At 44.0% G+C, this 8,889-nt stretch carries 9 protein-coding genes; all 9 read left to right on the forward strand.

Going from position 1 to position 8,889, the window contains the following annotated elements; genetic code table 11:
- Positions 1–179: 179 nt before the first annotated feature.
- The 9 genes from C8U37_RS12190 to C8U37_RS12230 all read left to right on the forward strand — a co-directional run bounded on the left by C8U37_RS12190 (position 180) and on the right by C8U37_RS12230 (position 8,391).
- Complete coding sequence (locus C8U37_RS12190; protein WP_108033500.1) at positions 180–1,217, forward strand: DUF7309 domain-containing protein; 1,038 nt, start codon at positions 180–182, stop codon at positions 1,215–1,217.
- 177 nt (positions 1,218–1,394) lie between these two features.
- Positions 1,395–2,150 (forward strand): MurR/RpiR family transcriptional regulator, encoded by a 756-nt coding sequence (locus tag C8U37_RS12195; protein WP_108033501.1) that lies wholly within the window; start codon positions 1,395–1,397, stop codon positions 2,148–2,150.
- 259 nt (positions 2,151–2,409) lie between these two features.
- Entirely contained in the window at positions 2,410–3,810 is a 1,401-nt protein-coding gene (locus C8U37_RS12200; protein ID WP_108033502.1) for a glycoside hydrolase family 1 protein, read from the forward strand.
- Positions 3,811–4,006: 196 nt separating this feature from the next.
- The gene (locus tag C8U37_RS12205; RefSeq protein ID WP_108033503.1) at positions 4,007–5,317 is read left to right on the forward strand and encodes a PTS sugar transporter subunit IIC; all 1,311 of its coding nucleotides are present in this window, start codon (positions 4,007–4,009) and stop codon (positions 5,315–5,317) included.
- A gap of 66 nt (positions 5,318–5,383) precedes the next feature.
- Positions 5,384–5,704, forward strand: a complete 321-nt coding sequence (locus C8U37_RS12210; protein ID WP_108033504.1) for a PTS sugar transporter subunit IIB — start codon at positions 5,384–5,386, stop codon at positions 5,702–5,704.
- A gap of 25 nt (positions 5,705–5,729) precedes the next feature.
- Positions 5,730–6,047, forward strand: coding sequence for a PTS lactose/cellobiose transporter subunit IIA (locus C8U37_RS12215; RefSeq protein WP_108033505.1), 318 nt, complete (start codon positions 5,730–5,732; stop codon positions 6,045–6,047).
- 105 nt (positions 6,048–6,152) lie between these two features.
- On the forward strand, positions 6,153–7,589 hold the full coding sequence (locus C8U37_RS12220; RefSeq protein ID WP_108033506.1) for a glycoside hydrolase family 1 protein: 1,437 nt from the start codon (positions 6,153–6,155) through the stop codon (positions 7,587–7,589).
- Between the two features lie 139 nt (positions 7,590–7,728).
- Positions 7,729–8,049 (forward strand): PTS sugar transporter subunit IIB, encoded by a 321-nt coding sequence (locus tag C8U37_RS12225; protein ID WP_086986658.1) that lies wholly within the window; start codon positions 7,729–7,731, stop codon positions 8,047–8,049.
- A 24-nt stretch (positions 8,050–8,073) separates the two neighbouring features.
- Complete coding sequence (locus tag C8U37_RS12230) at positions 8,074–8,391, forward strand: PTS lactose/cellobiose transporter subunit IIA (protein WP_108033507.1); 318 nt, start codon at positions 8,074–8,076, stop codon at positions 8,389–8,391.
- Positions 8,392–8,889: the final 498 nt, after the last annotated feature.

The raw sequence follows: 8,889 nt of genomic DNA on the forward strand, positions 1-8,889 counted from the left end.
GAAAAATTGATGGTAGCTTCAAGATATGATAGCATAGGAAAGGAATTTGTTACAATAAGCCGAAACCGGATAAGCGGCGGGAATCGCTGGGGACAGATGCCAAAAGAAGCGGCATCTTCTCTGCATTCCACTCTTATCAAGGGTTTGTGGTTTTGCTTTTTAGTAGATAGGAGATATAAATGAGAGATTATCAAAAATTGTACGAGAACATAAAGGCTTTCCATAAATTGAAGCCTTGGGACAAAATGAAAGACACGGACGTTGTCGGAATCAAATATTCCGACCGCAAGGAGCCGGTATTCTTTGCTTTGGATGGACTGGATGAGGACAGCATCGGATTGAGTGTGTTCCGGGATGTTTCGGAATACATCCTCTATTTGGATCTGTTGGAATCGGAGTTCACGGAAGCGGATGGCATCGGGGAATACACCGAAAAGCTTAAGAACATTCGACTGGAATTCGTCGATAGAGGCAAGCTGGAAGAAATCGATTATAATCGCATCCGCACAACGGATGTCAAATTCCGCGGCAAGAAAGCTTGGCCGGAACTTCTGGATTTTACGCCAGGCTTTGTTCCTTGGTCGGCGAGCGAAGAGGACATCGCTCTTTTTGAGCGGGTATTGGAGAGCTTTTTGGAAATGTTCCCTGTCTACAGCAAACTGGACTTTGATAAGTCTTTTGCTGCTGATGACGTTCCGACACGCTACTATTACCAAGCCGGAACAAAAGACAGTGTCTGGAAATTGAAAGAAGAACATATCCTCGCGTTCCTGACCGGAGGCGAATTGACGAAAGGTCCTTATGATCTGATGCTTTCCCAGTTCGAAATCCGCCGGCTGATGATGGAGAAGAAAACCTTCTTAAGAAACACCTTCGAAATAGACTTGTTCTATTTGCCGCAACCGATCACCTTCAAAGAAGGCGATCGACCGCGGTTCGTGAAGATGATGGCCATCGCGGATAAAAAATCAGGAGAAGTTCTGCTGGCAACTGTGCTGACTTCCGATAAATCACGTGATATTCAATTTGAACTGTATAAATATCTGTTTGAAGCGAAAGTTTTTCCTGCAAAAGTCGAAATGCGCGGTGATAGCGTGTTGGAAACCTACGAAATGTTGGTTCCCTTGTTGGATGAGTTGGACATCGCCCACAGTGAAAAGAGCAAATTACGCAAAATCGAGGCATTCCGCGAAAGCATTTCAGAGGATATCTTCTAAGAAACAGCCTCTTCTTCTGAAATAAGCATCACAAAAAAACAAAACAATTTTGCGTTCCGTGAAAATTGTTTTGTTTTTTGTTTTTTTTTAAATAAATGGTAAAATGGTTAAGTAGAAAAGACAACGAACTAATGCACGCCTCAGCGCTTATTTTGTTCCGGATAAAGGGGTTTTTACGTGTTCAATCAAGAAAATGTGAAGTTACTGACGAATACAGAGTTAAAGGTTTACGAGTACATCGTACAGCATACCCAAAAAGTCATCCGAATGAGCGTTCGTGAGATAGCTTCCGAGACCCATGTATCACCGGCAACGGTTACGCGGACCATCAGCAAATTGGGTTTCGAGAATATCTGGGAATGCAAACTGCACCTGAAGGAAATGGACAACCGGAAACACAACAAGAAGGTGTTTGAAACTTCCGAAATCGTCGAGGAGTTTTTCAGCCGTTCCATGCAATCTGAATATGAAGAAAAAATACAAGCAGCAGTCGAAATGATAGGCAATTCGGATGTCGCGCTCTTTTTCGGGATCGGCACATCTGGTCTTATCGCCGCCTACGCATCGCGCCAATTTTCGAATCTGGGCCAAAGCACCTTCCATATCCAGGATCCTTACTATCCATTCCATCTGATCAGCCGACAATACACGAACACGGTGGCGATCGTTTGTTCCGTGTCAGGAGAAACAGAAATCATGTTAAGAAAAGTGGGCGATCTGAAGAGTCTGGGGAGCAAAATCATCAGTATCACGAATTCCTCCACCAATTCATTGGCAAGACAATCGGATATCAACTTCGCCTATCATCTGACACCTGAATATGTGGACGAAGAAGTAAACGTGACTTCCCAATTGCCAGCCGTATTTTTGATTGAAACACTGGCAAGACGCAATTATAATTACATGCAGCAAGTACACAATAATAAGGCTTAATACTAAATAGGCTGAAACAATTCGTTTCTTTTCTGAAACATCATTCCAAAAACTGATTGTTGTTCCTTTACGATGTGAAACTGTTTACATTTCGTTCACAAACTCTATAATAGGGTTATATTGAAAAACAGAAAGCGCATTCGCGAATGAGAATGCAAAGCCGCTCTTTTTAAATTTAAGAGAGTTTGCTTTTCAAAAACATGTAACCGCTTAATGTTCTGTCTTCCGGAGTGGAGATTGACTGGGAAGGAATGAGAATATGTATCATAAGAAATTGAAACCGTTTAAAGAAAATTTTTTATGGGGTTCCGCAACAAGCGCTTATCAAGTTGAAGGTGCTTGGAACGAAGACGGAAAAGGACCCTCAGTTCAGGACGCGAAGGTAATCGTTCCGGATACTTCCGATTTTAAAGTAGCTACTGACCATTACCACCACATGGCAGAAGATATCGCATTATTGGCTGAGATGGGATTCAAGACCTATCGCTTCTCGATATCATGGTCGCGGGTCATTCCGGACGGTGACGGAGAAGTCAATCCGAAAGGCCTTCAGTTCTATAGCGATTTGATCGATGAATGTCTGAAATACGGGATCGAACCGTTAGTGACGGTCTACCATTTTGACTTGCCGCAAGGGCTTGCCGAAAAAGGTGGCTGGGAAAACCGCGACACAATCGCTGCTTTTGTCCGCTACTGCGATGTCCTCTTCGATAACTTAGGAGACCGCGTCAAATTATGGCTGACGATCAATGAACAGAATATGATGATTCTGCACGGCGCAGCTGTCGGTACAGGTGAAAGCACCTTGAAATCCTTGTACCAACAAAACCACCATATGCTTGTTGCACAGGCCTTGGTGATGAACAGCTGCCACGAAAAATTGCCGCATGTGAAAATCGGACCGGCACCGAACATTTCGGCCGTCTATCCGAAATCGAACAACCCGGCGGATGTCCAAGCAGCTGATCTGTATACCGCAATCCGTAACTGGCTTTATCTTGATATCGCCGTATACGGTGTATACAATCACCAAGTCTGGGCTTACCTCGAAGAAAACGATGCCTTGCCTGATATGGAACCGGGTGACTTGGAGATACTGAAATCCGCGGAATGCGATTTCATCGCCTTCAACTACTACAACAGTTCGACTGTTCAAGCCTATCCGGCCGGAACGGAACGCAAAGCAGGCAAAAAAGATCAGCAATTATCGGATAGCCAAGAAGGATTCTTCGCAGGATCCGACAATGAGCATCTTCCCTATACAGAATTCGGTTGGCAGATCGACCCCACTGGATTCCGCACAACGATTAACCAAATTTACTCTCGTTATCGTAAACCCCTGATCGTTACTGAAAACGGTCTAGGCGGTATTGATAAGCTGGAAGATGGGAAGGTCCATGATCATTACCGGATCGACTATCTCCGCAACCATATCGAACAGATGAACCTGGCTGTTACGGATGGAGCAGATGTGTTCGGTTATTGCACCTGGAGTGCGATCGACCTTATCAGCACCCACCAAGGGTTCCGCAAGCGTTATGGCTTTGTTTACGTCAATCGGGAAGACTTCGATCTGAAAGATCTGAAGAGATACCGGAAAGATAGTTTTTATTGGTATAAAGGAGTGATCGCGTCAAACGGGGAAAACCTGGAAGGTTAGAGGTAGAAAGCAAGAAAAGTTTTTCGCGCCATCCGTTGTTGATAAAGAACAGCGGCTAATGAATGCGAAAGGCGAAGGCCCATTGTTCTGAGACTGACTGGCAGAATCCGGACAAGCAATCATATCAATTTATTTTATTGTTACCGAAGACGGTGCGCTGTCTTCACAAGTGTTCCTAACAGAGGAGGATTTTATTATGGATAAATTCTTAGATACATTACAAGAAAAATTAGGACCTATTGCTTACAAATTAAACGAAAACCGTTACCTTTCAGCAATCAAGAGCGGGTTCTTCGGAGCAATGTCCCTACTGATCATCGGATCGATTTTCCTATTGTTCGCAAACTTACCGATTCCTGGTTATGCAGATCTTATGGCGGGCGTCTTCGGCGCTAACTGGACAGAATTCTTCATGGTACCTTACAACATGACAATGAACATCATGACATTATTCGTTATGATCGGGATTTCCCAAGACTTGTCCAAACACTACGGCTTGGATGATCTGGCAGGAATCATCTACGGTATCGTAGGATTCTTGATCTTGACTCCAACACTGATGAGTGCTGATAATGCATCAGGTATCCCAATGGGTAACTTGAGCGCCAGCGGTTTGTTCCTAGGTATGATGAGTGCTGTTTTCGCAGTCGAAATCATCCGTTGGGTATTGGCTCGTGGCTGGAAAATAAGCATGCCTGATTCCGTACCTTCAAACGTTGCAAAATCATTTGACGCATTGGTCCCTGGATTGTTCGTCATCCTGATTTTCAATATCTTGCGCATGGTATTCACTTTGACACCTTATGAAACAGCTCAATCTTTCATCTTCGAAATCATCCAAGCACCATTGACAAGTTTAGGCGCAACGTTACCTGCAACTATCTTGGTACTGATTTTGGAAACACTTTTGTTCTCATTCGGTCTTCACGGTCCAAACATCTTGGGTGCTATCATGAATCCGATTTGGTTGTCTCTGACAGCGGGAAATGCAGAAGCTTACGCTGCAGGTACTGAATTGCCGAACATCGTTAACGCCCAATTCTATGCAAACTTCATCAAACTTGGTGGTGCCGGTTCAACAATAGGTTTGGCATTGCTGTGCTTATTCGCTGCCAGATCGACTCAATTCAAAACACTCGGAAAATTAGCATTCGGGCCTGCCATCTTCAACATCAATGAGCCGTTGATCTTCGGTATGCCGATCGTATTGAACCCAATCTTGATGATCCCATTCATCTTGACTCCAGTAATCTTGGCTATCCTGACTTACTTCGTGATGAGTATCGGTCTGGTTCCACTTACGAACGGGGTAAACATTCCTTGGACAACTCCTCCGTTGTTCTCTGGTTTCTTGATCAGCGGCTGGAGAGGTGCTGTATGGCAAATCGTCGAAACAGTCATCAGTGCTGCAATCTTCTACCCATTCTTCAAAATCGAAGACAACAAAGCATACAGTGTTGAAATCGGTGAAGTTGAAGCTGATGCTTCAGGAAACGTAGTAGCATAATCAAATAGTCTCACAATGAGCCCCTTTTATAGGGGCTCAAATTAGATATAAGGGTGGAGAAATCTTATGGCAGAAAAAACAATCATGCTAGTATGTGCAGCTGGAATGAGCACCAGCCTGCTTGTATCAAAAATGCAAAAAGCGGCGGCAGCGCAAGGATTGGATGCTGATATTTTCGCAGTATCAGCTTCGGAAGCAGATGCACACTTGGCTAAGAAAAAAATCGACGTTCTGATGTTGGGACCTCAAGTCAAATACATGAAAAAACAATTCGAAGATAAAGTAGCCGGCACAGATACAAAAATGGATGTCATCAACATGCAGGACTACGGCATGATGAACGGCGAAAAAGTATTGAAAACAGCTTTAACTTTGATGGGACTATAATAAAAAGACCGGAGGAATTTATAACATGGCAGAACCAAAAAACCTGGATGTCATCATGCAGTTGATCATGCATGGGGGCGATGCAAAAGGAAATGCGATTGAAGCAATCGAAGCGGCAAAAGCAGGAGACTTTGCATTAGCAAACGAAAAAATGGTCGAATCGGAAAAAGCATTAGTGGAAGCCCACCATGCGCAGACCGGCCTGTTGACACAAGAAGCATCGGGGGATGCAGTGGAACTGTCGTTATTGATGGTGCACGGACAAGATCATTTGATGACTTCAATCGCATTTAAAGACTTGGCGAAAGAAATCGTCGAAATCTATGAGAAAATCGCAAAATAATCACTGATCACCAAACATAGATGGACCATAAATCGCTCGTATGATTTATGGCCCATTTTGTATTTTGGGAAACAGAAACAAACTAAACAGAAAGCGGGTCATACTATGCAACACAAAAAACTGAAGGATTTTCCGGAAGGATTCTTATGGGGTTCTGCCTCGGCTGCCTACCAAGTCGAAGGGGCTTGGGATGAAGACGGAAAAGGCGCATCTGTCTGGGATACCTTTGTCAGGATTCCAGGCAAGACTTTTAAAGGGACGAACGGGGATGTAGCGGTTGACCACTACCACCGGTTCAAAGAGGATGTCGCGCTGATGGCCGAGCAGGGGCTGAAGGCTTATCGTTTCTCGATTGCTTGGAGCCGCATCTTCCCACACAACATGCAGGAAGTGAACGAAAAAGGCCTGCAGTTTTATGATGATCTGATCGATGAACTGCTGGCGAACCAAATTGAACCGGTTGTCACTTTGTATCATTGGGATATCCCGCAATATCTGCAGGACGATTATCTGGGATGGGAATCCCGCCAAATAATTGAAGACTTCACCACTTACGCAGAAACGGTATTCCGGAGATACGGCGACCGGGTCAACTATTGGGTATCCTTGAATGAACAAAATATCTTCATTTCCCATGGCTACTTGATGGCGACCCACCCACCAGCAGTGAAAGATCCGAAACGTATGTACCAAGCCAATCATCATGCGAATGTAGCGAATGCGGCAGCCATTAAAAAATATCATTCGCTAGGATTGCAAGGGAAAATCGGTCCGAGTTTCGCTTATTCGCCTGGATATCCTATCGATGCCCGTCCCGAGAATGTATTGGCGGCGGAGAATTTTGACGAAATGAACGCCTATTTTTGGATGGATGTCTATGCCAAAGGGGAGTACCCGTCGGTCATTTGGAATTGGTTGGAAGAGAATAAGCTGTTGCCTGAAACGTTGCCGGAAGATTTTGAGGTATTGAAGGCCGGCAAACCGGATTTCATGGGAGTGAACTATTATCAGACATCAACTGTTGCTGCGAATCCATTGGATGGCGTCGGCATCGGGACGCCGAATTATTCCGGCGAAAAGGGAAGTACGGAAAGAGGCGGGACTCCAGGCGTCTTCAAAGAAGTGCTGAATCCATTCGTCGAAAAAACCAATTGGGATTGGGATATCGATCCAGTTGGGCTGCGGATTGCTTTGCGTCGGATCAACAGCCGATACGGATTGCCGATATTGATAACCGAAAACGGATTGGGAGAATACGACAAGCTTGAAGAGGGACAGATCCATGACCAGTACCGGATCGACTATTTGAACGACCATGCCAAAGCGGTCCAGGAAGCCATCACGGATGGGGTCACAGTGCTGGGCTACTGCACTTGGAGCTATACCGATCTTTTGAGTTGGTTGAATGGTTATCAAAAGCGCTATGGTTTTGTATATGTAGACCGCGATGAAGACAGTCCGAAAGAATTGAAACGTTACAAAAAAGCCAGTTATTACTGGTACAAAGAGCTTATAGAACAAAACGGCAAGAATCTGAAGTAAGACTGTTCCTTCGGAGAAGTAAAAAGAAAGCGGTTTGCTGAAAACGCTTATAAATTTATGTAAGTGTTTGCGACAAACGCTATCATGTGTGTTATAATAATTGCATATTAAATTATATTTATGGATGGAGAGAATGAATATGGCAGATAAAACAATCATGTTAGTATGTGCAGCTGGAATGAGCACCAGCTTACTCGTATCAAAAATGCAAAAAGCGGCGGTGGCACAAGGATTGGATGCTGATATTTTCGCAGTATCCGCTTCGGAAGCAGATGCACACTTGGCTAAGAAAAAAATCGACGTTCTGATGTTAGGACCTCAAGTTAAATACATGAAAAAACAATTCGAAGATAAAGTAGCCGGCACGGATACAAAAATGGATGTCATCAACATGCAGGACTACGGCATGATGAACGGCGAAAAAGTATTGAAAACAGCTTTAACTTTGATGGGCGAATAATAAGCAGACTAAGGAGTTTATAACATGGCAGAACCAAAAAATCTGGATGTCATCATGCAGTTGATCATGCATGGGGGCGATGCAAAAGGAAATGCGATTGAAGCGATCGAAGCGGCAAAAGCAGGAGACTTTGCATTAGCAAACGAAAAAATGGTCGAATCGGAAAAAGCATTGGTGGAAGCTCACCATGCGCAGACCGGCCTGTTGACACAAGAAGCATCGGGGGATGCAGTGGAACTGTCGTTATTGATGGTCCACGGACAAGATCACTTGATGACTTCGATTGCATTCAAAGACTTGGCGAAAGAAATCGTTGAAATCTACGAGAAAATCAGTAAATAACAAATCAAATGTAAGCGGATGTCCGGCGAAAACCGGATATCCGCTTTTTTATTCGCTTCGCACTCTAATGAAGGAATGTATAAACGAGATCATTTATTCGGCCGTCCGGACTTTTCTCTGCTAAAAAGTGTTGACAACAGTAGGTGCCGGGTGGTAGTATTTAGAAGTTGTCCACGGGAGCAAAGAAAACAATTGAAAAAAATTGTTGACATGCAATCGTGTGGGTGATAAGATATAAAAGTTGCTGCTTCGAGCGGTCGTCAGTAAATTTTTTTGAAAAATATTTCAAAAAAAGCTTGACGGATAAACGAAGCCGTGCTAATATGAGTGAGCAATCACGTAAAACGTGATACACGATTGACCTTTGAAAACTGAATAAAGAATGAACGAACCAAATGTGCAGGGAGCTTAGACTTCGGTCGAAGCAAACGAAGACGATACTTTGTATCGCAAACATCAAGTCAGCAAGAAATTAAGAGCTATCAGCTTAACATGTAG

Origin of the sequence: Trichococcus patagoniensis (assembly GCF_003051085.1) — a bacterium.
Taxonomy (GTDB): Bacteria; Bacillota; Bacilli; order Lactobacillales; family Aerococcaceae; genus Trichococcus; species Trichococcus patagoniensis.

Bases quoted from the DNA above. Each gene is read 5' to 3' on its own strand.
- C8U37_RS12225 (WP_086986658.1), top strand. From the start codon at position 7,729: ATGGCAGATAAAACAATCATGTTAGTATGTGCAGCTGGAATGAGCACC.
- C8U37_RS12210 (WP_108033504.1), top strand. From the start codon at position 5,384: ATGGCAGAAAAAACAATCATGCTAGTATGTGCAGCTGGAATGAGCACC.
- C8U37_RS12215 (WP_108033505.1), top strand. From the start codon at position 5,730: ATGGCAGAACCAAAAAACCTGGATGTCATCATGCAGTTGATCATGCAT.
- C8U37_RS12190 (WP_108033500.1), top strand. From the start codon at position 180: ATGAGAGATTATCAAAAATTGTACGAGAACATAAAGGCTTTCCATAAA.
- C8U37_RS12220 (WP_108033506.1), top strand. From the start codon at position 6,153: ATGCAACACAAAAAACTGAAGGATTTTCCGGAAGGATTCTTATGGGGT.
- C8U37_RS12200 (WP_108033502.1), top strand. From the start codon at position 2,410: ATGTATCATAAGAAATTGAAACCGTTTAAAGAAAATTTTTTATGGGGT.
- C8U37_RS12205 (WP_108033503.1), top strand. From the start codon at position 4,007: ATGGATAAATTCTTAGATACATTACAAGAAAAATTAGGACCTATTGCT.
- C8U37_RS12230 (WP_108033507.1), top strand. From the start codon at position 8,074: ATGGCAGAACCAAAAAATCTGGATGTCATCATGCAGTTGATCATGCAT.